Source organism: Leptolyngbya sp. GGD, assembly GCF_026735145.1.
Classification (GTDB): Bacteria; Cyanobacteriota; Cyanobacteriia; order Leptolyngbyales; family Leptolyngbyaceae; genus Leptolyngbya; species Leptolyngbya boryana.
In genome coordinates, this window is record NZ_JAPQKE010000005.1 from 264,934 (window position 1) to 288,667 (window position 23,734).

At 47.5% G+C, this 23,734-nt stretch carries 24 protein-coding genes; 12 read left to right on the forward strand and 12 right to left on the reverse strand.

The genetic code is table 11. The features are described 5' to 3' along the window. Nucleotides 1-104 precede the first annotated feature (104 nt). Nucleotides 105-1,850, forward strand: coding sequence for a sensor histidine kinase (locus tag OU814_RS22990; RefSeq protein ID WP_017291241.1), 1,746 nt, complete (start codon nt 105-107; stop codon nt 1,848-1,850). Between the two features lie 28 nt (nt 1,851-1,878). Beyond that, on the forward strand, nt 1,879-2,631 hold the full coding sequence (locus OU814_RS22995) for a hypothetical protein (protein WP_268242212.1): 753 nt from the start codon (nt 1,879-1,881) through the stop codon (nt 2,629-2,631). Here the strand turns inward: OU814_RS22995 and ispD are convergent. Beyond that, a complete protein-coding gene (ispD, locus tag OU814_RS23000; protein WP_268242213.1) occupies nt 2,609-3,310 on the reverse strand; it encodes a 2-C-methyl-D-erythritol 4-phosphate cytidylyltransferase in 702 nt (233 codons plus the stop codon). The genes OU814_RS22995 and ispD overlap by 23 nt on opposite strands. Nucleotides 3,311-3,434: 124 nt before the next feature. After that, nucleotides 3,435-4,196, reverse strand: a complete 762-nt coding sequence (locus OU814_RS23005) for a pentapeptide repeat-containing protein (protein WP_190652563.1) — start codon at nt 4,194-4,196, stop codon at nt 3,435-3,437. Nucleotides 4,197-4,343: 147 nt separating this feature from the next. Between OU814_RS23005 and OU814_RS23010 the strand changes: the two genes are divergently transcribed. Then, the gene (locus OU814_RS23010) at nt 4,344-5,540 is read left to right on the forward strand and encodes a WD40 repeat domain-containing protein (protein ID WP_268242214.1); all 1,197 of its coding nucleotides are present in this window, start codon (nt 4,344-4,346) and stop codon (nt 5,538-5,540) included. 101 nt (nt 5,541-5,641) lie between these two features. Here OU814_RS23010 and dapB read toward each other — a convergent pair whose 3' ends face one another. Both dapB and OU814_RS23020 read right to left on the reverse strand, forming a co-directional pair. Continuing rightward, nucleotides 5,642-6,463 carry a 4-hydroxy-tetrahydrodipicolinate reductase gene (gene dapB / locus OU814_RS23015; RefSeq protein ID WP_017291236.1) on the reverse strand — a complete coding sequence of 274 codons (822 nt, stop codon included), beginning with the start codon at nt 6,461-6,463 and terminating at the stop codon, nt 5,642-5,644. A 95-nt stretch (nt 6,464-6,558) separates the two neighbouring features. After that, nucleotides 6,559-9,003, reverse strand: coding sequence for an AMP-binding protein (locus OU814_RS23020; RefSeq protein WP_268242215.1), 2,445 nt, complete (start codon nt 9,001-9,003; stop codon nt 6,559-6,561). Nucleotides 9,004-9,271: 268 nt separating this feature from the next. On the opposite strand from OU814_RS23020, the gene OU814_RS23025 reads away from it, so the two are divergent. After that, nucleotides 9,272-9,427, forward strand: coding sequence for a hypothetical protein (locus OU814_RS23025; protein ID WP_268242216.1), 156 nt, complete (start codon nt 9,272-9,274; stop codon nt 9,425-9,427). Here OU814_RS23025 and hemC read toward each other — a convergent pair. Then, nucleotides 9,424-10,392 carry a hydroxymethylbilane synthase gene (hemC, locus tag OU814_RS23030; protein WP_017291233.1) on the reverse strand — a complete coding sequence of 323 codons (969 nt, stop codon included), beginning with the start codon at nt 10,390-10,392 and terminating at the stop codon, nt 9,424-9,426. The two genes, OU814_RS23025 and hemC, sit on opposite strands and share 4 nt — an antisense overlap. Before the next feature lie 338 nt (nt 10,393-10,730). On the opposite strand from hemC, the gene OU814_RS23035 reads away from it, so the two are divergent. Together OU814_RS23035 and OU814_RS23040 are read left to right on the forward strand one after the other, a co-directional pair. Beyond that, nucleotides 10,731-10,991, forward strand: a complete 261-nt coding sequence (locus OU814_RS23035) for a type II toxin-antitoxin system HicA family toxin (RefSeq protein ID WP_268242217.1) — start codon at nt 10,731-10,733, stop codon at nt 10,989-10,991. Continuing rightward, a complete protein-coding gene (locus OU814_RS23040; RefSeq protein ID WP_268242218.1) occupies nt 10,966-11,223 on the forward strand; it encodes a type II toxin-antitoxin system HicB family antitoxin in 258 nt (85 codons plus the stop codon). The genes OU814_RS23035 and OU814_RS23040 overlap by 26 nt, the downstream gene beginning before the upstream one ends. Here the strand turns inward: OU814_RS23040 and OU814_RS23045 are convergent. Both OU814_RS23045 and psbQ read right to left on the reverse strand, forming a co-directional pair. After that, the gene (locus OU814_RS23045; RefSeq protein ID WP_268242219.1) at nt 11,210-12,277 is read right to left on the reverse strand and encodes an NAD(P)/FAD-dependent oxidoreductase; all 1,068 of its coding nucleotides are present in this window, start codon (nt 12,275-12,277) and stop codon (nt 11,210-11,212) included. The two genes, OU814_RS23040 and OU814_RS23045, sit on opposite strands and share 14 nt — an antisense overlap. 48 nt (nt 12,278-12,325) lie before the next feature. Beyond that, a complete protein-coding gene (gene psbQ, locus OU814_RS23050; protein WP_017291231.1) occupies nt 12,326-12,769 on the reverse strand; it encodes a photosystem II protein PsbQ in 444 nt (147 codons plus the stop codon). A 175-nt stretch (nt 12,770-12,944) separates the two neighbouring features. Here psbQ and OU814_RS23055 point away from each other — a divergent pair, with 175 nt between their 5' ends. Next, nucleotides 12,945-14,129, forward strand: a complete 1,185-nt coding sequence (locus OU814_RS23055) for an HhoA/HhoB/HtrA family serine endopeptidase (RefSeq protein WP_268242220.1) — start codon at nt 12,945-12,947, stop codon at nt 14,127-14,129. 19 nt (nt 14,130-14,148) lie between these two features. Here the strand turns inward: OU814_RS23055 and OU814_RS23060 are convergent, their stop codons facing one another. Continuing rightward, nucleotides 14,149-14,472 (reverse strand): DUF760 domain-containing protein, encoded by a 324-nt coding sequence (locus tag OU814_RS23060; protein ID WP_017291229.1) that lies wholly within the window; start codon nt 14,470-14,472, stop codon nt 14,149-14,151. Between the two features lie 90 nt (nt 14,473-14,562). Between OU814_RS23060 and tadA the strand changes: the two genes are divergently transcribed. Further along, entirely contained in the window at nt 14,563-15,078 is a 516-nt protein-coding gene (gene tadA / locus OU814_RS23065; protein ID WP_268242221.1) for a tRNA adenosine(34) deaminase TadA, read from the forward strand. A 28-nt stretch (nt 15,079-15,106) separates the two neighbouring features. On the opposite strand, the gene hemB is transcribed toward tadA, so the two are convergent. After that, nucleotides 15,107-16,090, reverse strand: coding sequence for a porphobilinogen synthase (hemB, locus tag OU814_RS23070; RefSeq protein ID WP_017291227.1), 984 nt, complete (start codon nt 16,088-16,090; stop codon nt 15,107-15,109). A 166-nt stretch (nt 16,091-16,256) separates the two neighbouring features. Between hemB and OU814_RS23075 the strand changes: the two genes are divergently transcribed. After that, nucleotides 16,257-17,402, forward strand: a complete 1,146-nt coding sequence (locus OU814_RS23075; RefSeq protein WP_268242222.1) for an FIST signal transduction protein — start codon at nt 16,257-16,259, stop codon at nt 17,400-17,402. 3 nt (nt 17,403-17,405) lie between these two features. Next, complete coding sequence (locus OU814_RS23080; RefSeq protein WP_017291225.1) at nt 17,406-18,461, forward strand: sensor histidine kinase; 1,056 nt, start codon at nt 17,406-17,408, stop codon at nt 18,459-18,461. Here OU814_RS23080 and OU814_RS23085 read toward each other — a convergent pair. Continuing rightward, entirely contained in the window at nt 18,453-19,631 is a 1,179-nt protein-coding gene (locus OU814_RS23085) for a bifunctional sterol desaturase/short chain dehydrogenase (protein ID WP_017291224.1), read from the reverse strand. The two genes, OU814_RS23080 and OU814_RS23085, sit on opposite strands and share 9 nt — an antisense overlap. Nucleotides 19,632-19,701: 70 nt before the next feature. Next, complete coding sequence (locus OU814_RS23090; RefSeq protein ID WP_017291223.1) at nt 19,702-20,649, reverse strand: cation diffusion facilitator family transporter; 948 nt, start codon at nt 20,647-20,649, stop codon at nt 19,702-19,704. Between the two features lie 62 nt (nt 20,650-20,711). On the opposite strand from OU814_RS23090, the gene OU814_RS23095 reads away from it, so the two are divergent. Next, nucleotides 20,712-21,536 (forward strand): Cof-type HAD-IIB family hydrolase, encoded by an 825-nt coding sequence (locus OU814_RS23095; RefSeq protein ID WP_017291222.1) that lies wholly within the window; start codon nt 20,712-20,714, stop codon nt 21,534-21,536. 177 nt (nt 21,537-21,713) lie between these two features. On the opposite strand, the gene OU814_RS23100 is transcribed toward OU814_RS23095, so the two are convergent. Beyond that, on the reverse strand, nt 21,714-22,676 hold the full coding sequence (locus OU814_RS23100; protein WP_268242223.1) for a DALR anticodon-binding domain-containing protein: 963 nt from the start codon (nt 22,674-22,676) through the stop codon (nt 21,714-21,716). Between the two features lie 199 nt (nt 22,677-22,875). On the opposite strand from OU814_RS23100, the gene OU814_RS23105 reads away from it, so the two are divergent. Then, the gene (locus tag OU814_RS23105; RefSeq protein ID WP_017291220.1) at nt 22,876-23,595 is read left to right on the forward strand and encodes a Crp/Fnr family transcriptional regulator; all 720 of its coding nucleotides are present in this window, start codon (nt 22,876-22,878) and stop codon (nt 23,593-23,595) included. Nucleotides 23,596-23,734: the final 139 nt, after the last annotated feature.

The following is a 23,734-nucleotide window of genomic DNA, read 5'->3' on the forward strand; positions in this document are numbered from 1 at the left end:
CATTCAAATTCAGATTAATAATAAAAGAAAGGCTCATAGAGATCGCGGCATTCTTTTTTGGATGCGATCTCTCCTTTACCACCCTCTGCGCCCGCTCCCCGGATATGACAAGCTCCCGAACTCATTCTGTCGGTCAACTCCTGTCTTGGGCAATATTTCACCAAGTAGTAGATCTGCTACAAGCTACAGTTGGAACAGATGCGATCGTTCTGACTGAAAATCAGGCTCCCAAACGGTTTTTCCTGGCAGCTTCACCGAGCTTTAGTGCACTCATTCAAGCTGATGCGATCGATGCCGATTACTGTCAGTTGCATCTCACGTTCTCGCCTGACCAAATTTCGGCTTTTTTAGAAGAAATCAATTATGCTTTGCCGTTCCTGCTGCAAGAAAATCAAAGCGATCATCAAAGCGAATTCACCTTAAATCTGATTAAACTTTTTGCTCACTCTGCGCACCCTTCAATTCAGCATCAAGTTGAACAAGAACGCTTGATCAATCAAGTCACGACCCTGATTCGCCACAGCTTAAATCTGCCCGTGATCTTAGAAACGGCAGTGCATCAAGTGCGTGAGTTTCTCGAAGCCGATCGCGTGATCATTTACCAGTTCAATTTTCCGGCACCTTCTTGCCTGATCGATGGCGAAGTTCTCACAGCCGATCCGACTGTGCCAAATCTGGATGGCATTACTTATGAAGCGCGTAGCAGCGATAGAATTCCGTCTATTCTCAATTTGATGAATGAGTACAGTGCAGCGAGCCTGAAGCACTTGCAAAAACGCCACAGCGATTCTGTAACTTGGGCAGCCAACAGCACAAAATCCAAGAGTTCAACGGTCGCGTCTTTACTCGATGAGCCTACTGCCATTTCAATTCAAGCTGAACTTGTCACGCCGATCATGGTTCAAGAGGAACTCTGGGGACTGCTAATCGTGCATCAATGTCAGCATCCGCGACAATGGCTGGAGCGCGAAAAAATTCTACTCCAGCGAATTGCTGAACATTTAGCGATCGCAATTTATCAATCCAAACTCTACAGCGAACTGCAACAGCAAAAAAATACCTTAGAGCAGCAAATTATCGATCGCACTCAAGAACTGCGAGACACATTAATTGCAGCCGAATCGGCGAGTCTTGCCAAGTCTGAATTTCTCTCGACGATGAGCCATGAGCTTCGCACTCCGCTGACGACAATTTTGGGAATGGCAGCCACGCTGATTCGCGCGTTCCAAGATACCAACTACATTCTCACGCCTCAAAAACAGATTGAATACTTACAAATCATTCAAGAACGAGGCGAACACCTGCTGGCTTTGATCAATGATTTGCTAGATCTCTCGGAAGTTGAAGCCGGAAAAATGATTTTGGAATGCAAAGAGGTTTCTCTATCAAAATTGGCTCAACAGTCGATTCAACTGGTGCAGGGAAAAGCTGATGCGAAACAAGTCGCATTGTCGCTCGAACTGTTACCGCCAGGAGAGCGAACATCCCGTGATTTTCGATTTCAAGCTGACCCGCTGCGGGTGCAACAAATCTGCCTCAATCTGCTAAGTAATGCCATCAAATTCACACCAGAGAAGGGACAAGTGACCATGCGTGTGCGAGTGAGTAGCACTACAGCGATTCTGCAAGTCGAGGACACAGGCATTGGAATTCCTGCTGAGCAGCGATCGCTGCTGTTTCAAAAATTTAAACAATTGGATGCATCCTACCATCGCAAATATGAAGGGACAGGATTAGGACTGGCATTGACTAAGCAATTAGTGGAACTGCATGGGGGTACGATCGAGGTAGACTCGAAAGTCGGGGTGGGATCAAAATTTACCGTCTTTTTACCTTTGCCAAGAGCTTGAATATTTGTTTTGAAGCTAAAATTTTGAAATGTCAACCCCCTTTGTTGTGAAATTTCAAAGTCACGAAGCTGCGATCGCGACCGTGCAATCATTGCAGGAGATGAAAGCAGCGATCGCTGATATGTCTATCTCTGTCAATTGTCCAGTGCTGGTGGTGATTGGCGGAGCCAGTAAGATTAGTGCTGCTGATTATGAACTGATACAGCAACTGTTTGTAAAAGTTCTTGCCCCGATCGCTCAAAAATGGCAAGCAGCGATCGTCGATGGTGGAACGGATACGGGTGTCATGCAGTTAATGGGTCGAGCACGGCAGCAGATTCAAGGAACATTTCCGCTGATTGGCATCTCTCCAGTTGGGCTGGTGACTTTGCCAGGTCAAGCAATTGACTCAGAACAGGCTGCACCCTTAGAGCCACATCATTCTCATTTCCTACTAGTTCCAGGATCAAATTGGGGCGATGAATCATCCTGGTTAGCAGCAGCAGCATCCGAGATTGCGCAGTCGGCACCCTCTGTGACGGTTTTGTTAAATGGTGGCGAGATCACTTGGGAAGATGCTTTGCAAAATGTCACGGTTCAGCAGCGACCTTTGATTGTGATTTCAGGCAGTGGACGTGCAGCGGATTTGATTACGGCAGGCTTGCGAGGAGAACCAACTGACGATCGTGCGATTCCTTTAATCGAATCGGGACGAGTTCAAGCGATCGAGCTAACAGACTTACACCAATTGGACAGAACGATCGAGGCAATGTTTGCCGCTAATCCCGTTGACGCAGGATAAATTCCGCGATCGCTAAATCCATCGGCGTTGTGACTTTCAGATTCGTCTCTTCTCCTGGGAGAATTTGCACAGGCAGTTGACACTGTTCAAATAACGCTGCATCGTCTGTGACTTCCCAGCCTTGAGTGCGTCCTTCTAAATGACATTTTTTCAACAAGGGCACCGAAAATCCTTGCGGAGTTTGGGCTGCCCACAATTGTGATCGCTCTGGAGTCGAGGCAACTAGACCCTCTGAGACGACCTTAATCGTGTCTTTGACAGGAATTGCCGCAACCAATCCATCACAGGTTTGCAGGGCTTCCGTACAGCGATCGAATAGTTCTGGAGTCGCTAAACAGCGTGCGCCATCATGAATGAGCACCTGTTCTGCTTCGGGCGGCAGGGCTTGAAGTCCGTTGTAAACCGATTCTTGGCGAGTTGTGCCGCCTTGAATAAAGTGGACAGGTTTAGTCAACTTCAGAGATCCCACGATCGCTTTAAAATCATCCCAATCGAACGGCTGTCCGATAATGCCAATCCAATCGATTGTCTGAGATGCTTCTGCGGCAAGCAGTGTCCAAGCCAGAATTGGCTTTCCCAAAAGATCAAGCAGTAATTTGTTGCGGGGAGCTTTGTTCTGGCGTTGCCACGCGCTGCCCATGCGCTGCCCTGAACCTGCCGCAGGAATTAATAAATACACGTTCTCTCAATCCAAGTACGCTGACAAAAATAATGCGATCGCATCCTCATCTGCTCATGCCTGCTTGCTTACGGGCGAGTCAGATCAGGACAAAAAATCGATTTGCTGTTGTCAGTTTATCAGCCTAGCGACAGCCTAAACTCACCCGAGTATCAGTGTTCGTCAAGGTATTCGAGCCGCCTGCTGTCTGACACAGTTGAGCGACAGTGTCCGGATCGAGTCTTGCACCCGAAAAATCAGCATTCGCGATCGTTGTACTTGTAAAACTAGCTCCGCGCAAATCAGCATTTCTAAACACCGCATTGGTCAAATCGCTCGAATCAAACCTGACTCCTGCGAGTTGAGCATTATCTAATCGAGCATTTCTGAGATACACCCCAACCAACGGCTGATTCGTGAAGTTCGCACCTGTCAAATCTGCTCCACCAAAGAATGTGTTGCCTAACGTTGCGCCTTGAAACACTGCGCCTACTAATCGAGCCGATCCAAAATCCGTATTCAGCAGATACGCATTTGTAAAATTTGCTTGGGCGAGAATCGCTCGGCTCAAAGAAGCCCGACTAATATCGGCTCCTGTGAAATTCACTCCTGAAAAGTCACTAATTCGGCGCTCACTCGATCGCGCATTCACGATCAGTTCCCCGGCTTGAATCCCGCTGAGATTTGCTCCACTGAGATTAGTGCCTCTAAAATCTGTGCCAAACAATGAGGTATTAATCAGCTTTGCATTACTGAGATCGAGGTTTGCCAAACTCGTGTTTGTGAGATCGCAACCGTAACAGGTCTTGGTCGATCGAAATTCTTGAAGTTGCTGCGAATTTTCTGCCCGCGCTGAGACTGCCAATAAATTCGTCAAAACTGCGATCGTCAACCAGCTTTTTTTCATCACGTTCCTTCCAATCCAAAAATCTAAAATCCTTTGCGTAGATCTAGCTAGACCTTATCAAAACTTTAACGAGAGTTCATCAGTAACACCGTAGAGCGAATCAGACTCAGAGTGAACACTGGCGGTGATCCCCCTTGGTGAGAAGCTATGTTCCAAGACTCATCGATCGAAGAAATGCCTGTTGTGTTGGATCGCCTTCCTGATTCAGTCTCCGATTTGTTTCAAGATGCTGGAGTTTGGTTTGATCCAGTAGACTACCCGCTACGTGAAGGAGATCCGGATTGCGATCGCATCTCTCCATCTCTTAAGAAAACAGTACAATCCGATTTCACCACTAGAAAAGCCACTTTACATGCTCTGCAAACTTTGAATCCTGGCAATGCTTTGCGACGTATTGCGCTACATCCTGATGGGGAAACACTTTTAAGCGTTGGTTCTCTTACCCGTACTAGCCCATCTGAACTCACGAATACGGTGCAGATTTGGAATTGGCGAACGGGTCAGCGGCTCTTTTCCTTGCAAGGACATACCGCTCCAATTACCGCAATGGCGCTGAGCCAGGATGGCAAGACTTTAGTCACCGGAAGCCAGGATTGCACGATCAAGGTTTGGCAAGTTGCCACCGGGGAAGAACTAACGACGCTCAAAGGTCATCACAGCCCAATTACCGCGATCGCCATCAGTGCAGACGGGCAGATGGTGGTCAGTAGTGGTTGCAATCAGTATGAGTGGCTAGGTCGTCGCGCGGATCTGACGGTACGCGATCGCAGCTTACGCATCTGGAACCTGCCTCAAGGCGAAAATACTCACATCTTGCCTTGTCTGACTGATGTTCCGATTCTTGCGGTCGCCATGAGTGGAAAAGGCTTGCTCAAGATCGAACAGCGCCCCGAAGCCATTAGCTTAAAGACGGGCGAAGCTCGCTTTAGCTTAAATTGGCTCACACCGTATGAGCAATGGCTCGACATGACTCCAGATTGGCAGCGTGTTGCAACGATCGTGGGTCGGCAGGTCTGGATCCGCAAAGTGGCAACGGGTGAGATCCGCTGTCGAATTCAGCTTGACCCAGCCGATGGCGCGCCACATGTCGCTGCGCTCAGCCCCGATGGTCAATGGTTTGTCGCAGGCTATCAGCGAGTTGATATCCATCCGAAACACCGAAATTATGCGCGTCGCCAGAATCTTTTGAGAATTTGGGATGCAGAGACGGGGCAATTGTTAAATAGCCTTGGGCAAGCAGATCTAGGTCAAGGACTGTGGCAAGCTGTCCAATTTAGTCAAAACAGTCGCTACTTAGTGACCAGTGTTGAGAGTGGGTTAAAAGTTTGGCAATGCGATCGCTAAAGTCGAAAAGACCTGTTTATTCTCGCGTTTCGACTGCGCTCAACCTTCTAGATCCTAGATCTTTACGAGTTGAGTGCAGCCGGAACCTGACCTAACGCAAGCTAGATAATCTTTTCCAATCCATAGACCAAAGACTTCAACGAAATCACTTTCCGAATCGAGAGCAACACGCCAGGCATGTAGCAAGTGCGATCGGTTGCGTCATGCCTCAAGGTATAAATTTGCCCTGCTGCCCCGAAAATGATTTCTTGATGTGCGACCAGCCCAGGCAGGCGAATACTGTGAATGCGAATGCCTTCTTCTGCCTGTGCTCCTCTTGCGCCTGTGATCTTTTCGGTTTCATGCACAAGCGGCTCATTGTAAGTCTTACCCAGTTCTGCGAGCATCTGCGCCGTTTGAACGGCTGTTCCGCTCGGTGCATCTGCTTTTTGATTATGATGAAGTTCAATAATTTCAACATGATCGAAATACTGAGAAGCTTGAATTGCAGCTTGCTGCATCAGCACAACCCCGATCGAGAAATTGGGCACGATCAAACAGCCCGTACTTGCCTTATCTGCAAATTCTGCTAATTCTTGAATCTGTCCCGCACTCAGTCCGGTGGTTCCGACAACAGGACGTACCCCATACGCGATCGCGGATCTGACATTGTTATACACAGCATCGGGGTGAGTCACATCCACGACGACTCCCAACTCTTTTTCTTGAGAGAGCATTGCCATCATCGATTCATATTCGTTGGTTACGGGGACTTCCAATGCTCCGCAACCAATGACTTCACCGATATCTTCTCCGAGATACTTGGGATTTTTCGCCAGTGCGCCGATTAAATTCATATCCGGTGACTGCGAGACGGCTTTAATAATTTCCCGCCCCATTTTTCCGGTCGCTCCATTGACGACCACTGGAATCCGACCCGCCATATGATGTTCCCAAACTCAGCTTTCTTATCTTAAGGGGCGATTCTGCCAACCCGCTAAACAATTCTTCTGGTTGGCACAGAATCCGCATGCGGATTTTATAGGGCAGTTGCATCGATCTCAGCTTGAGTCGATCGCCGATTTGCCAGAAAGGACTGTACGGTTTGAACTCCTGCCCACACTGCAATTCCGCCGAAGATACCTGCAACTGTATTCACCCAGGGATTCTCGGTATGTCCGACAGTACTGACGATATGGATAAGGATCATGTGGAACAGATAGATATAGTAGGTTGCGGCTCCAACAGTTTGGAGTGGCGATTTGATGAATTGAGGAATTGGAACGGTAGGAATCCAGAGCAGTAATGTGCCTCCGAGCACCATCCACACGGCATAGGTGTAACTGATATAGGCATAGCTCAGACGAGTTAAGATTGGAACCAGTGCCCAGAGTAGACTTGTTGAGACTGCTTTTTGTTGTTTGGTGTGAGCGAACTGAATGATCCAACCCATCGAGAACATCCAAAGTAGCATGTGGGGCAGTCGGTCATACAAGTGAGCAGTATTCCAAACCGCGCCTACTCCAAGCTTGGCAATAATTCCGATAACTAGGGTCGCTAATCCAAATTCCCAAGGAGAGACTCGTGCAAATTGTCGCAGAGGTTTGAGGGTGAACAGTAACGAGAAAAGCAGAATGATTTGGACTAACACACTGACAAACCAGACTGGGAAAATCGCAGAGACTTCTGGATTCACAAAGTTACTGAATAAAAAGAGTACACTCAGGTCGAAGTCCCGTTTCCAGAGTTGATAGCTGAGGGAAATGATGAGATAAGGCGTGACCAGGTTGCGGAGCAGGGAGAGAATGGGTTGAACGAGTCGCCCTTGCACCAAGGCTTCAGATTGAAATCGAGCGAGGTTGGCTCCTGCGATCATCAAGAGTAGGAATGCGCCCCCAGAGAAATTCATGAGCCCCGCGTGATCGGCAACGACGACGAAGATCGCGATCGCTCTCAAAATGATATTAGTTTCAATCGGGCTGAACGCCTTTTTCTCAGGTGTGAGCGTTTCTAACTGGGCGATTGACAGATGCTCCCAGCCTTGTGGCAAGTAGCCTAGATGCCGCTCCAGTTCCATCGCGAGCTGCACATACGACAACGAATCTCCACCCAGTGAGATAAACGTATCTTCAGGCTGAAGATGCCGCAAGTTCAACAACCGACAGAACGCGGATTCAATGTAATTTTTCCGCTTCGGATCGACTGTTTCGACAGTCGCGGTTGGTGCCTGCTGAGTATACCAGTCTGCAAGTTGTCGGCGTTGCACTTTTCCGGTTGCTGTTTTCGGAAGTTCATCGAGTTCGACAATTGCGATCGCATTGCCTGCATTGACGCCAAACTCTTGAGTTGCTTCTAACACAGCGTCTCGAAGTTGAGATTTATCGATCGTCACTGCCGGAGTCACGGCAACCAAAAAACCTTCTCCCCGTACTGGATCTGGTTTACGACAAATTGCCAGCCCGGTTGTATACCCAATTTTTTCATAGAGTTTTGTCTCAAGGGCTTCTGGATGAACTTTCAGCCCTCCACAGTTAATCACATCATCGGCTCTGCCTTTGTAATACAGCAGTCCATGCTCCAAACTTCCTAAATCTTTTGTGATCAGCCATCCGTCTGCATCTGGAATCGGGGCTTCTTCTCCTTCAATCAGATAAGTCTGCGCTACATGCTCTCCTCGAATGGCAATCCGCCCATCTTCGGTTAACTGCACCTCAACCGAGCCGATCGCTTTGCCAACGGATTCGAGTGCTTCTCCCTCAGCGTTATGCAGTTCGAGTAATGTTGTTCGAGAAGCCTCAGTTAAGCCGTAATGCTGAACAATCCGCGCCTCTGGAAAGAGAGCTTTCATGGCTTCTTTTTCCTGTCGGCTCATGTACTGGCTTCCAATCTCGATCCAGCGCACACGTCTGCCCGCATTCCCAATCAAATCTGAATTTGCCAATAACACTCGCCACAGGCTCGGAACCGCTGAAATCGCGTTAATCTCACCGCGTTTCAGCATCGCACCGATTTCAGCTGGATTGAAGCCTGTTTCCGGTAAGTAAAGCTGTCCTCCAACCGATGAGATCGCTCTTGCTCGCCCAAATCCGAAAGAATGATAGACCGGAACGCCAATATACTCCCGAATCTCATCAGTGACCTGCATCAAGCCATTGAGTCGGCTAACGACTTCTGCCAAATTGCCGTGGGTCAGTAAAACGCCTTTTGGTTTGCCTTCAGTTCCAGATGTAAAAGAAATAACCGCAGGCTCATGACTCGTAGAAGGTTTGAAGCCTCGACTCATCCAGCCTGCTTCGGAGGTTGGAGTGAAGACACGATCGACTTTTGCAGCATTGATGCGATCGTGATCGTCTCCGTGTTTAAGCGGGACTGCAATTTCTTCGGATTCAAGACAAGTCAATATCGCATCAAGATAGCCTGTGGAATTTAGGGCGACAATTCCAAGGCGCGTTCTCACTGAGTTTCGAGTTTCATCGATCGTCATAGTTCAAGTCAATTTTGCTTGCGACTGACGATTTACCCTAGCTAATTTTGCTTAGATTTAGCAGTATTCTGACGAAGACTTTGTAATAACAAAACAATTTTACGTAATACTAACTCAGTAATCTCCCGCAGGCTAAAACCGTTAATTCAACCGGGGTATAGAAATATCTTGGATTACTATTAGTCTACATTCGGTGAATAATTTAGGAAAACTTGATGGAGCGTGTTAATCGCGATCACCGATTTGCCAAAAACGCCTGCAAGGTTTGATGCCGAGCCAGATACTCAGTCCACCTCATGTTGCTAAGATTGGACAAACTGAATCAGCGCATCATACCAACAGGCCAAAGCGATCGCATTCCTCTCAGACTGATCTAGAAGGGATGCGATCGCTCAAGTACACTAGTGCAGCAATTGTGGGTTAGCCGCGATTAATTGTGGCAAAGATATCGTTGAGAATTTCTTGTGCGCCTTGCTCTTTTGCTCGGTGGGCCAGTTCGGTTCCTAATTTCTCAGCATCGACTGCCGCACCAGAAACGCTATCTTTCACAAGCTTTTTGCCATCTAAGCTAGCAACAATTCCGGTCAAGGTGAGTGTGTCGCCTTCAATCTTGGTATTGACACCGATCGGAACCTGACAGCCGCCTTCTAGTTCTCGCAAGAAAGCCCGCTCTGCATAACACCGATAAGCAGTGGGCTGATGTTCTAGCACTTTGAGAATTTCAAGAATCTCAGTATCGCCTTCACGACATTCAATGCCTAATGCGCCTTGTCCAACGGCATGTAGCGAGATGTCAGACGGAATGAGTTGATGAATACGATCGCTTAAATCCAACCGATTCAATCCTGCCGCCGCCAAAATCAGCGCATCATACTCACCCGAATCCAACTTTGCCAATCGCGTGATCACATTTCCACGCACATCTTTGAAGCTGAGATGTGGATAGTGATGCCGCAATTGTGCTAGCCGCCGCAGTGAAGAAGTTCCAATCACTGAACCTTCGGGTAACGATGCTAAGTCTTTATCCTTGTGCTTTTCATGGACGACCAAAGCATCTGCGGGGTCTTCGCGTTCCGTCACGCAACCTAGCATCAACCCTTGGGGCAATCGAGTCGGCAAATCTTTCAAGGAATGAACTGCGAAATCGGTTGTGCCATTGAGCATTCCATCTTCAAGTTCTTTGGTAAATAAACCTTTGTCCCCAATTTTCGCCAATGCCACATCAAGGATCTTGTCGCCTTGAGTGTTCATCGTATGAACTTCAAACGTATGTTGAGGAAAGGCTTTCTGTAACTGCTCCTGCACCCAATAAGTCTGAACTAAAGCGAGCTGACTTTTGCGTGAAGCAATCCGAATGGTACGAGTTGGGCTAGAAACAGTTGAGGACATAATTAACGGAAAGTTGATACGTGCTTATCAAGTGACTATTCTTCACCTTACCGCAGTGTGTTGCCCGATTTGCGTGTCAATTCCGCCGAATTCGTTACAGATGATTAAGATGGCGGCCTTTCTCAGATCGCTCTACTTATCTTCTAATGGATCGCTAATATAGTGTTACTTATTGAGGGCACTAATTTTTATACTCTATCAATAGAGCTAATATTCCTAGATGTAGAGAGCCAATATTACTAGATGTAGCGTTTGCTAGAAAAAATCAAAAGAAAAAACACTACTTATATAACCCTTGCAGTACATTGGAACTGAGACAACTAGTTCCAGTGGAAATTATGAAAACCCTTAAGCTTGTTGAACTCTTCCTATCTGAACCAGTTGAAGTTAGATTTAAGGAAGTTCGCGATTTATTGAATGCTTTCGGTTTCGAGGAAGTTCGTTCAAAAGGCAGTCATCATATTTTTCGCAACTCTAAGGGACAGACACAAATTGTTCCAAAAAAGGGCGGACAAAAAGTGAAACGGACTTATGTTAGAGAGATTGTAGACCGACTTAATTTAGAAGAGTGGTATGCCAATCAGCAAGACGAATCCTAAGCCTCTGGAATACTATTTAAGTCTCACTTATGCCGTCACCGTCTATCCTGAACCAGAGGGCGGCTATGTCGCTGTGATTAAAGATCTTCCTGGCTGTATGACGCAGGGAGAAACAGCTGACGAGATTATGGAAAACATTGAGGAAGCTCGGCAATTGTGGATCGAAACTGCATACGATTTTGACGATCCAATTCCGTTACCTTCTGATCGCTTATCTGCTAAAGCTTCTTAAAAATAATTTCCTTAACCTGTTCTGCGGTTGCCGGAGCTAACAAAACACCGTTTCGATAATGTCCTGATGCTAGTAAAACATTGGGCTGAACCTCTTCAATCACTGGAGCCGGACGACCCTGCGGACGTGGACGCAACCCAAACCACGATCGCACAACTTCCGCCCCTTTGAGATTTGGACAAAACGCGATCGCTTGCTTCATCACCGCATCAAACATTTCTCGATCGGGCGGCAACACTTCTCCTGATTCTGTTGGAAACTCAACGGTTGCACCGACCCAGTATTCAGCATTTCCAAGTGGGACAATATGCACATCATTCCCTGTGATTACAGGCAAATCTGAATTACTTAGCGGTTGAGGTAAGCGTAGATGAATCGCTTGTCCTAAGACAGGACGAATATCAACGGCTGAAATCTCACGCGATCCAATTCCTGCTGAAATTACAAGATAGTCCGAGTCGATCGAGCCTTCAGAAGTTTGAGTCTGGTGCCCTTGCATCTCCAGTACTTTTGCTCCAAACTTGAAGGCTACACCGCGCATTTTTGCGCCTTCAATCAAAGCTTGAGTGAGTGCGATCGGATGAATTTGTCGATCGCTCGGTGAATAAACCGCAGCACTGGCTTGCTGTAAAAACGGAAACTCTGCATTCAACCGTTCTCGATCCCAAAGCTCTAACGGTAAATCCTGGTTGCGCCGCACTTCAATCAAACGATTCCAGACGGTCAAATCATCTTCTGGAAATTGCAGCATCAAAATTCCCTGACGATTAAACAGAATGGATCGTCCGGTTAATTCTGCTAATTGAGGAACTAAGTGGTTATAGTACTGAATTCCAAACAGTCGCATTCTCAAATTGCGACCTTTTTCTTTTTTACTAATTGCACCCATCAAAACGCCGAGCGCTGCCCCTGTTGAGCTTGGGCACTCTTTCACATCGGCTTGAATTGGGGTCGGCTGCGCGTCTACAACCGTAATCTCGAGGTCTGGAACTTGGCTTAGTTCATAAGCGATCGTAGCGCCAACTACACCACAACCTGCGATCGTCACTTTCATAAATGATTAAGGCGGAGAAATCACACTTTTCATTCTCCGCCTTAAGCCTTAACCTTGCGGAATCAATTTATAGAATGATTCCACGTCTTTCACCGTTTCTCCATAGTAGCGAACAGCGACTTTGTAGTTATTTTCTGCAGATGCTTGGTCGATCTCAACCAAATCATTCGCGATCTGTTTTGCGAGATCCCGTGCAGCTTTTTGCTCTTTTGGCAACAAATCAGTCGAAATGCGACCCATCAGGATGCGCATTTCTCCCAAAGGCCCATGAATGAAATTGCGCGCGAAAATGAAATCTTCTTTCTGAATTAACTCTTGCAATTCGGGCAATCGCTCAGTTAACTGCTGCAAGTCCGCTGTATGACCCTGAATTTCAGCAATTCTGTCGGGAGTGTAGGTCGGCTTCACCGCTGCCGGTCCGCCACATCCCACCATCACAATTGCCAGGAGAGTACAACAAATGAGTCCCAAAATAGACCGATACTTTGACATAACCTTAATTTCTAAATCACTGGGTTACCGCGCTCTCAAAGGGTTTTGAGTCACAGCTTATGTAAAGGAGTGTATCTCAAAACGTGCCTACACCAAAGCCTCCTGTTTACAAATCGCCACCGTAATCGAAAGGCAAAGATAAACTAGGATTGTCACTGTTTTTTGCGCTTAAGTTATGGTTCTCTCCTTCAGACAGGTCGCGATCGCCGCTTCATTATTGACGGTCGGCGGCGGCGCGGGTTTGGTTGCCAATCATTATTTGGTCAATCGCGGTCAGGGACAGCCGTTTCAGGTGCAGCTTGCTCCACCGAGTTCGGTCTCCGTTGCGGCGAATGGCAGAAATAATGAGAATTTTATTTCGTCTGCTGTCGATCGCGCAGGTCCCGCAGTGGTGCGAATTAATGCCGTACGACGGGTGTCGAGCAATGTGCCAGAAGCCTTGCGTAATCCAGTGTTTAAGCGATTTTTTGGCGACCAACTCCCTGCGCCTGAAGATCGAGTGGAGCGGGGAACGGGTTCAGGCTTCCTATTGACCGCAGATGGTCGATTGTTAACGAATGCGCATGTGGTCGATGGAACGGATACGGTAGAAGTGACGCTGAAGGATGGGCGTACGTTTGAAGGGCGAGTCGTCGGCAGTGATCCTGTAACCGATGTCGCAGCGGTGAAGATTGACGCGAATCAGTTGCCCACAGTGACGCTTGGCAATTCTAAATCCATTCTGCCGGGGCAATGGGCGATCGCGATTGGCAATCCCCTCGGCTTAGATAACACGGTGACGGCGGGAATTATTAGCGCGATCGGACGATCGAGCCGAGAAGTGGGCGTTTCCGACAAGCGAGTCAGTTTTATTCAAACCGATGCCGCGATCAATCCCGGCAATTCGGGTGGTCCGTTACTGAACGATCGTGGAGAAGTGATTGGGATCAATACGGCAATTCGAGCCGACGCTCAAGGGTTAGGATTTGCGATTCCGATTGAAACGGCTCAGCGCGTTGCAGAACAGCTTTTCACCAAAGGTAGCGTCGATCATCCCTATCTTGGAATTCAAATGATTGATCTCAGTGCTGCGATTCGGGATGAACTAAATAAAGAATTGGATGGCAAAACTCAGGTGACTGAGGAGCAGGGCGTATTTATTGCTCGAGTTGCGGAAAATTCTCCAGCCGCACAGGGGGGGCTGAAACCAGGCGACATCGTTCAAAAGATCAATGGTACGCCTGTCAAAACATCTTCGGATGTACAAGCACAGGTGGAAAGTAGCCGCATCGGAACGCCGCTTGGAATTGAGGTGAAGCGTAGCGGCAAAACTGAAACGTTGCAAGTCCGCCCAGGAGCATTTCCGAAGCGATCAAACTAGAGAGGATAGGGCGATCGATTTAAAGGTCGCCGATCTGATCTTCAAGTTCCATGCGCTGTTCCATTTGGCGCAAGAAGTAGCCTGTCAGCATGGCAGAGGCGAGCAGTCCTGCGAGATTTTCGCGATCGGTGGTAATTTTGACGTTGAAGCCGTCACTGGGTAGGACACCGACTAAGCCTTGAACGTTGTGCGAAACGATTTGTTTGACTTGTGGGCTAACGGTACGCGCAACACGTTCTAAAACTTCCGGAGGTTGATGCTGGAGATAACGAAGGAGCGCATTCGCATCATTCGCTTCTGCATCGGTATGAAGGAAATTTGCACGGTCAGGATTAAATGCCATTGAGTTCCATTAAAACCTATCCAATTATTTTGGCATTTCTTTACAGATTCGCCCACACTGAAACGAGACAAAATCAAGTCTTTAAACTGTATGCCGTTCCGGATTGCCCCTCCTGAGATTGATCATCCTGAATATCTTCGCCATCGCAATTGGATGCAGCGATCGCTAGAACTTGCAGAACAGGCGGGAAATGCAGGAGAAGTGCCAGTAGGGGCAGTAATTGTGCGAGGCGATACTGTGATCGCAGAAGGCGAAAATCGGCGAGAACGCGATCGTGATCCGACGGCTCATGCCGAAGTTTTGGCGTTAAGGCAGGCAGGACAGGTGTTAAACAGTTGGCATTTAGAAGACTGTACACTGTATGTCACTCTGGAGCCTTGCCCAATGTGTGCGGGTGCGATCGTGCTAGCGCGCTTAGGATTGTTAGTCTATGGTGCGGATGATCCGAAAGCAGGAGCGGTCAGAACTGTATTGAATCTGCCGGATAGTCCAGCCTCAAACCATCGCTTAACCGTGTTAGGTGGAATTTTAGAAGCACCTTGTCGGGAGCAGTTGCGGGATTGGTTTCGGCAGAGGCGCGATCGTGCTAGAGAGATGGGGAGATAAGAAAATTCTCCCCTCTCATTTCCCAAAACTATGCTCCTAACCAACGTGCTGCATCTTTTGCGTGATAGGTGAGAATTAAATCTGCACCCGCGCGCTTAAAGCTGAGCAAGGTTTCCATCACCACCCGTTCCTCATCAATCCATCCATTCAGCGCTGCTGCTTTCACCATTGCATACTCGCCCGACACATTGTAGGCAGCGACCGGAAGATTGCAGGCTTGCTTCACTTGATGAATGATGTCCATGTAGGCTAGAGCAGGCTTCACCATGAGCATATCTGCTCCTTCGGCAATGTCCAGCTCGATCTCTTTAATTGCTTCGCGTGCATTGCCCGGATCCATCTGGTATGTGCGGCGATCGCCAAATTGCGGAGTTGATTCTGCGGCATCGCGGAATGGGCCATAGTAAGCCGAGGCATACTTCGCGGCATAAGACAGAATCGGAATATCCTGGAATCCTGCTTCATCCAATCCTTCCCGAATCGCAGCAACGAAGCCATCCATCATTCCAGAAGGCGCAATGATATCGGCTCCAGCTTTGGCTTGAGAAACTGCAACTTTCTTCAACAGGTCCAACGTTGGATCATTTAAGACGCGACCTGTTAAATCGCCGACTTCCAAAAATCCACAATGACCGTGCGAAGTATACTCACACAAGCAAGTATCTGCAATCACAATCAACTCTGGAACCGCTTCTTTCACCGCCGTTGCTGCTTTCTGAACAATGCCGCAGTCGTGCCATGCTCCAGTGGCATCTACATCTTTGTCGGCTGGAATCCCAAACAAGATAATCGACGGAATGCCCAAGTCGTAGACTTCTTTGGCTTCTTCAACGATTTTATCGATCGATAATTGATACACGCCAGGCATTGATCTGACTTCGGTCGCCACACTTTCACCTGGAACGGCAAACAAAGGATAGATCAAATCACTCGTTGTTAGGACATTTTCGCGCACCATGCGGCGCAGTTGAGGATGGGTGCGTAACCGACGAGGGCGATGAGTTGGAAACATAGGAATATCAACTTCGATAAAAAATCCGAATCAATTCGGGGAGACTTTACAAGTCTAAAACGTGGCTGGAACCGAACGACTGAAGGTAACGAACTGTAAAATGCCTTTGTTAGGTTAATTTGCGCGATCGGGCATGTTAGGGGAAATCTCACCTTGGAGAAGCCCTATGCTGAAAGCGATTGTCGGACACAGTAACGATCCAGATTCCTCCAGCGCCATTGCAGAAGTCATTGCTCAATGTCAAGCTGCACTGAATGGATTAACACCGAATGCAGGCATGTTATTTGCCGCGATCGACTTTGACCACGCTTTGATTTTGCAAGAGATTGATCAAGCCTTTCCAAACCTTGAACTGATTGGCTGCACAAGCGATGCAGAATTATCCGATACGCTGCAATTTCAATACGATTCGATCGTGCTGACGCTCTTTTGCTCAGATGAAATTGAAATCCGCGCCGGGGTCGCGCGGAATCTTGGTGAAGATGCGATCGCTGCCACACGATCGGCAGTTGAACAGGCAACAGGTGCTCAACCACCTCGACTCTGTATCACCATCCCAGAAGGCATCAAAACCAATGGAACCCTGATTCTCAAGGGATTACAAGCTGCATTAGGAGAACAGTTTCCGATCTTTGGCGGCATGTCAACTGACAATTATCGGTTTGAAGCGACCTACCAGTTTTATAAGACTGAAGTATTGACCGACGCGGCTCCGATTCTGCTGTTTTCTGGTGCAGCGCTGAAATTTTCACATGGAATCGCCAATGGATGGGAGCCAATTAGTGTCTCTAGCCAAGTGACCAAAGCGCGAGGCAATTGCGTTGTAACGATTGGAGAGCAATCTGCTTTATCGTTTTTTCGTGAACAACTCGGTGGTGCAGATCCCGTTCCCCAGAATCCTTTAGCAGTTTTTGAAGCGGGAGAGCCTGAGTTTTACTTGCGGGGGTTTAGTGGATTTGATGAGACAACAGGAGAGGTGCACTGTCTGGCAGATGTGCCTGAAAACTCGATCGTCCAAGTGAGTACTGCAGGTCGTGAAGATATTCTTGCTGCGTGCAAAACTGCGATTCAGCAAGCGGCCCAATCTTATCCCAGCCCCCATCCAACGATCGCTTTAATTTTTAGCTGTGACTGTCGCTTCAAACTGTTAGGCAGTCGAGTCACAGAAGAATACGATTTGATTCGAGATTGTCTACCTGCTGAAGTAGTTTGTAGCGGTTTTTATACTTATGGAGAACTTTCCCCACTTCATGAGTATGGGGCAACTCGGTTACATAATATGACGATCGTGACCTTGCTTTTGGGGACTTGATGGATGGATTGCGAAGCGTTAAAACAACGAGTGCAAGAACTGGAAAAAGCAAATCGGATTCTTGAGAAGAAATTAAAACGCTCGGAATCGAGTCAGGCTGAACTGGAAAGAACGAATGATCTGAAAGAGGCTCTCTTTAGAAAAGCAATTCGGGATTTACAAGTTTCACAGGAGACCGTTCAAAAAAGTCATGAAATCCTACAGCAGCAGGCTGCCGAACTCGAACAAGCATTGTCGAATCTCAAACTGACTCAAGCTCAGTTGATTCAGAGCGAAAAAATGTCGAGTTTGGGGCAACTGGTGGCTGGGGTAGCGCATGAAATTAATAACCCAATCAGTTTTATTTATGGGAATTTACGCCATGCTCAGGAGTACGCAGAAATATTAGTGCAGATGATTCGGGCATATCAGAATAGCTCGATCGAGGAAATTCAAACGCTCAGCGAAGAAGTCGATCTCTCGTTTGTGTTGCAAGACTTCTCCAATGTGCTGCGATCGATGTCATCAGGAGCGGAGCGCATTGAAGAGATTGTGAATCTATTACGGACATTTTCGCGGCTGGATGAAGCAGAACTGAAGTCAGTCAGTCTGCATGAAGGTCTGGAAAGTACGTTGATGATTTTGGGATCACGGCTGCGGGGCAGAGTGAATCGGCAAGAAATTCGGATTGTGCGCACCTATGGAGAATTGCCCAAGATCGAATGCTATGCCGGGCGAATAAATCAGGTGTTCATGTCATTGTTGAGCAATGCGATCGACGCGTTGGATGTGCGATCGCAAAAATCAGAACCCGACTGGCAACCCCAACTGACGATCCGGACAGAAATTGATTCGGACTGGGTACGAGTCGGAATTGCTGACAATGGAACAGGGATTCCAGAAGCGATCCAAACGCGAATTTTTGACCCATTCTTTACGACAAAGCCGATTGGTCAGGGAACAGGATTGGGCTTGTCGATCGCGTACCAAATCATCACAGAGCACCATCGCGGCAAATTGAATTGTCATTCTGTTGTTGATCAGGGCACAGAATTTTTAATTGAGCTTCCACTACTTTGAGAACAAGCGGAAATAAAGCGACTGAAAGAACTCCTTGATCGGAAAAAGAATGTAAGTGATCGGATTAATCGTCACAATGATGTCGCGAAAATCTCGTTTCGCGAGTGCCACGATCGCCCAAGCGACCCCAGAGGCAGACATCACCCCATAAGGATTTAACTGACTCTTAAAGGGTCCTAAAACCAACTTGCGGATAATACAAGGTGCATCTAATCGCCGCAGGGTAATCAAATCTCCTAAAGCTCGCTTCGATAGCTCATAAAGCGGACTCAGCGCCGGATTCACTTCAGCCTCAGAGGTATTAATCCAAAGTTCTTTGAGCGCTTTGTGCGAAGATTCGGTGACTGTTTCAAGAAATAGCTCTGCCAGTCTCCAAGTTGAGAATGTATTTACTTCATAAGAAGTCTGGATTGCGGCTGGAGTGCGATCGCCGTAGACATTGACGCCATGATTCAGAATGAAGATGTCTACCTTTTGCAGCCGCGATCGCAATTCTTCTTCCGCTCCAATTTGCCAGTGCAGCACTTCTATGCCTTCAGCAAACGCGCGATCGCTCGTCGTTAGCGCAACAACTTTCGCCCCATGCTTCGATAGCTCTGCAATCAATGCTTGCCCTAATGCTCCGGATGCGCCAGTAATAGCCACTGTTTTGCCTTTCAGCGCCAAACTTGTCCCTAACAATTTGTCCACAATTGTAAAATGACCACAATAATAAGCATTCTGATCATCAAAATGATGTCGCCAATGGTAGGTTCGATTCACAATCCAAGGCTTGGGCAACTCAATTAAGTCACCGGGCTTATGAGTCACATCGGTTTGCAGCAGTAACCCTTGCGATCGGGCAACGGCTGGAATTAAGAAGACCAGCGAATACAAACAACCGATCCATAAAACAGGCAATTGAGTACAGGCTGCCAGAATTGCAGCGGCACCTAGCATCGCGATCGCTTCTGGCACATCATTATTCAGTTGTGCCTTTTGGTACATCTCTAAGCTTGTGATTGTTAAATCAGGACGATAAGCCTTGTGATGTAAATTGTGTCCTCGCTTTAATGGCTGCCAGTAGTGTCCAGCAATGTGGTAAGCGTCTCGCACCAGTTCCGTGAACACGATCGCAGACGCTCCCAAGAGGCATTGAATAGCAATCTGAGGCAAAAGGGAGAAATCCATGAAGTGGGTATAACGTAATGCTTCTTAATAATTCTTTCCCTACTTTACCTTGAGTCTGTCGATCCAAATCTTAATTCCAATCCATTTCGCGACTGGATTGATCCGATCGCAGTGTTTCAAAGGGATGTTGTAAATCGTCTTGCGCTTCTTCGATCGAGATGCACACCTGTACCGGGCCATAGCGATCGCGAATCGCTCCATCGATCTGCTCGATAATCCATTCACTTGCCCCTAAAAAATCTGGATGGACGAACACTCGCATTTCGACTAAAACTTGCCGCCCGACGATTCCGCGCGATCGCACGTCATAACATTGGGTCACCCCTTGCACCTGTCTGACCATTTGCCCGATCGCCTCAGGAGCAATTGCAACTTGTCTGACCATTAACGGTAATTGCCAATTTAAAACCCGCCAGCAGCTCAATCCGGCGGTAATTACCATGACGATCGCCAACAAGGGATCAAGCCAAGCATATCCCTTCCAAATTCCCAGGAGTCCCAGGAGCAAAAACATCGTCAGCCAAGCGTCCTGCAAAATCTGACGCGCATTCACTTTCAAAATCGAGCTATCGAGCGTCCGTGCCACTTTTCGCTCAAAAAACGCTAAGCCCACACTGGCGAGAGACACGATCGCGAGCAGTCCAATCACAGATAGCCGCATCCGAATCGGTGGCAGGATAGCTAGCGTAGGCTGATTGGCTAATTGCTCGATGGCGGTTCCAGACAAACTGAGGCAGGCAAATCCTAATAATGCGACTAGCAGCAACGCCAACATTGCTTCCAACCGACTATGCCCCCAAATTTCTCGCCCTGGGATGCGATGGGGTGAAGAGATTGCAATTAAACCGAGCACTGTACTGAAGCCATCAATAACAGTATGAAGACATTCAGCCACGATCGCTAAAGATTTTGTTGCCCAAGCTGCACCCACTTTTACAACTAACATGAGTAGCGTCAGCCAAAGTGTCATCAATAGAATTTGGCGGCTTACTCCTTTTTGATTTCTGACTTCAGCCATAACGCGCTCTAAGGTAGGAGGATGATGGAAAAGGCTGACATCCCTCACCCTGAATTTAAGTTATGCAGCACTCTGATATTCGATTATTGGTCTTAGACATTGACGGGACAATCGCAGGCAAGTCTAATAATATCCGCGAACCTGTGCTTGCAGCGATTTCCGACGCACAGAATTCTGGGGTGCAAATTGCGATCGCGACGGGTCGCATGTATCGCTCTGCACTGCGCTTTTATCAAACCGTGGGGTCTTCTCTGCCGTTAATTGCCTATCAAGGCGCATGGATTCAAGATCCTGCGACGAATCAGATTCTACGGCAATGGTCAGTTCCCAAAGCACAAGTCTTGGAACTGCTCGACTATTTTGAGCAATCGCATCTCCGAGAATTGTTATCAATTCATTTCTATATCAATGACGATCTCTATATTCGATCGATGACTCCGGAGACGGCAGCTTATGTTCAGCGATCGGGCATTGTCCCAATCGAAGTTGGGGATCTGCGGAATACATTAGATATGGAACTGACAAAAGTTTTGGCGCTCAGCGACGACACTGAACTCATTGATACGATGCTGGGGTCGCTTCAGAAGCAGTACACTCCTGCTGAGCTTTATCTAACAAAATCTGTCGCAACGTTCTTTGAGGCAACGAATCCGGCTGCGAATAAAGGAACGGCTGTGAAGTATTTAGCTGAAGAAATTCTGGGTCTGAAGCCTGAGAACGTGATGACGATCGGTGATAACTTCAACGATCTCGAAATGATTCAATATGCTGGAATTGGGGTGGCAATGGGAGATGCTCCGGGCGGAGTCCAACAATATGCCGATTGGGTTGCGCCGAGCGTTGAAGCAGATGGAGCTGCGATCGCCATTCGGAAATTTTTGCTTTAAAACAGAAAGAACGCCGACGACTGGCCGTGTTTCGTCTCGGCGTTCTAACTGGTTCGCTCCTCACACTCCAATACTATAGGCGGGTTCAATAGCTTTGTCACGTGTTTGTCGATAAAAATTCGTTATGTCGATAACATGACGACGGTGTGACAGGATAAAACGATCCCGAATCGAAAATTAAAGTGTTTCCGGCGCTACAACACCAAGTCCCTGCTCTAAAAGCTGTTTTAACAGCCAATGAGTAATCATTACTAAAGCTAATCGACATTGTGCCACCTGAAGATGAATTGTGTCGTACTTTACAATTTGGCAATTCTGATAAAAAGTCTGAAAGGCTTCACTCAGAGAAATAGCAAGGGTTAGAGGATTTGTCTCCTCCCATTCATCTAGCGTCGCGATGATTTGAGACAGCAACTCTGATTCTTTTTGTAATAAAAATTTACTTTCGTTCAGCCATTTAGCTGAATCATTTTCTACACTTTTATCTATGTGATTGGAACGAGATGCCATCTCGATCAGGGCGGTGCATCGCGCGTAACTGTACTGACAGAGGAAGATTTTAGAGTCACCGGAGGATTCGCGCCTCAGTCTGAGAAATGACCTGTCAGAAGCTCTGTTCGTCTCATCGGTGCAGTGAGAAAGGATTTCCTGAAGATATTTGGCGATCGCGCGATCGCCAAATTCAAATACCAATCTGCCCGGCTCTAGGTAAGTCACCGTGAGATCACGGAGAAGCTGATTTTCAGTTTCTTCATCCGAAAGATTAGATGGAGAGTGTCGCAGAAAGTGAATGATTTTGTCCGCAATTTCCGCAGGTGTTGAACTGGATCTCGCCCCCAATTGCAAGGCGATTGTCGAGGCATATGCCACTACCGAAGTCGCACTTTTAACTCGTTTTAAAGCAGGGCGAGGCGCTAGAAGCTTGATGATTTCTCGGTTTTTTTGAAAGTCTGAATTCTCGATCGACTGATTTGCTACTTGAACATCTTTCCGCAGGGAGATTGCTTCATAAATTTTCAGCAGTAACAATGAGCGGAGCGTAGGATAAGTGATCTTCGGTAGGTTACAATTCACAGTAATTACGGTTTGCGCTCTGAAATGGGATAGGTTTCGGTTTAAAAAGTTCAAAAATACCAGCATTTTATGGTCAATTCTGTAAAGATCACCGTGATCTCACTGGCGATATGTCATTTTCTAAGTATGATCTCGTAAGTCAGTGAAATTTAGGCAACCTTACAGCGATTGATCATCCTACCTGGTTCGCCTGTGACTTGATTGCAATCTCGCTGACAACTCAGCGCTTGTCAAAGTCCCATTGTTCTCAAACAGCCTATAACTTATGTACTCAGTTAATTCTCCTCAAAATTCCGATGCGGCTCGTCCATTCCTAACTTGGCAACGAATTATCGATTGGGCACAAGAACATTATCGTGTCCGCAATTTTAGTAAAGATGAGCGGGTTCCGACTCGCCCCGGTTTGCTCTATTTGGTTCAGAAAGGTGCGGTTCGGTTAGTTGGAACGGCGCAGGTGAATGCGACAGGCGGCAATGCATCCCGTTTGGCTCGCATCAGTCCTGAAGAAGCATTTTTGGGATTTGTTGGAACGGGTCAACCGTTTGAAATTGTGGCTCAATCACCGTTTACGCTCCAAGCCTACGCACATGTGGATCAGACTTCGGTCGTGTGGATGTACTGGCACGATCTGGATAATTGGCCGCATTTTCGTCGTGAGGTATTGGATGCGTTCCGGTATCAGCATCAGCGGAAGTTGCTGTGGTTGAGTACGTTAGGTCAGCGTCGAACGATCGATCGCTTACTGGGCTTCTTGACGCTCTTGATCGAAGAGTATGGGGAACCGACTGATGAAGGGTATTGCCTACCGTTCCCATTGACGCATGCGCAAATTGGAAGCGCGATCGGATCTACACGGGTGACCGTGACGCGGTTAATGGGTAAATTGCGTCAGAAAGGCATGATTAAGACTCAGGGTGACAATCTACTATGCTTGCCTACCGATTCAGTGATTACTCGGTCAGAAGGAAAGTTGAACGAAAATTAGATTGGGCTGGTAGCTGTAGAAGGTTGAAGTTAAAAAACGCGGGGTTCCTAAGTGGAATGCCCGCGTTTTTTCAGTCACGTAAATGAAGAGAAGCATCTAGTCAACCGCATTAATTTTGCGGAGTGGGGAGATGGGGAGT